The organism is Pseudomonas sp. SIMBA_041 (assembly GCF_046535095.1).
GTDB lineage: Bacteria > Pseudomonadota > Gammaproteobacteria > Pseudomonadales > Pseudomonadaceae > Aquipseudomonas > Aquipseudomonas mucoides.
Genome location: NZ_JAWRXJ010000855.1, coordinates 1 through 241 on the forward strand (window position 1 = coordinate 1; position 241 = coordinate 241).

Here is a 241-nt window from a genome sequence, read left to right on the forward strand (position 1 = left end):
GAGCTCGGCCTCGAACCCTTGGGCACGCACCCGGCCGGCGTTCACGTAGCAATAACCATCGGATGACGGGCAAGACGAGTTGAAGTCGGTTTGCGCCTGGTCTTTCTGAATGGTGCGGAACAGGTTGAAGGCGCCGTTCAAACGGCCGTCGTACCAGGCACCCTTGATCCCCAGCTCATAGCTCTGGCCCACCAGCGGTTTGAGCGTCGAGCCGTCTTCTGCCCGGTAGTTGCCTTGCGGG

At 61.8% G+C, this 241-nt stretch carries 1 protein-coding gene; it reads right to left on the reverse strand.

Going from position 1 to position 241, the window contains the following annotated elements; translation table 11 throughout:
- Nucleotides 1-241, reverse strand: a 241-nt coding sequence (locus tag SB725_RS33560; protein ID WP_410923741.1) for a TonB-dependent receptor domain-containing protein, incomplete at both ends; no start/stop codon positions are given.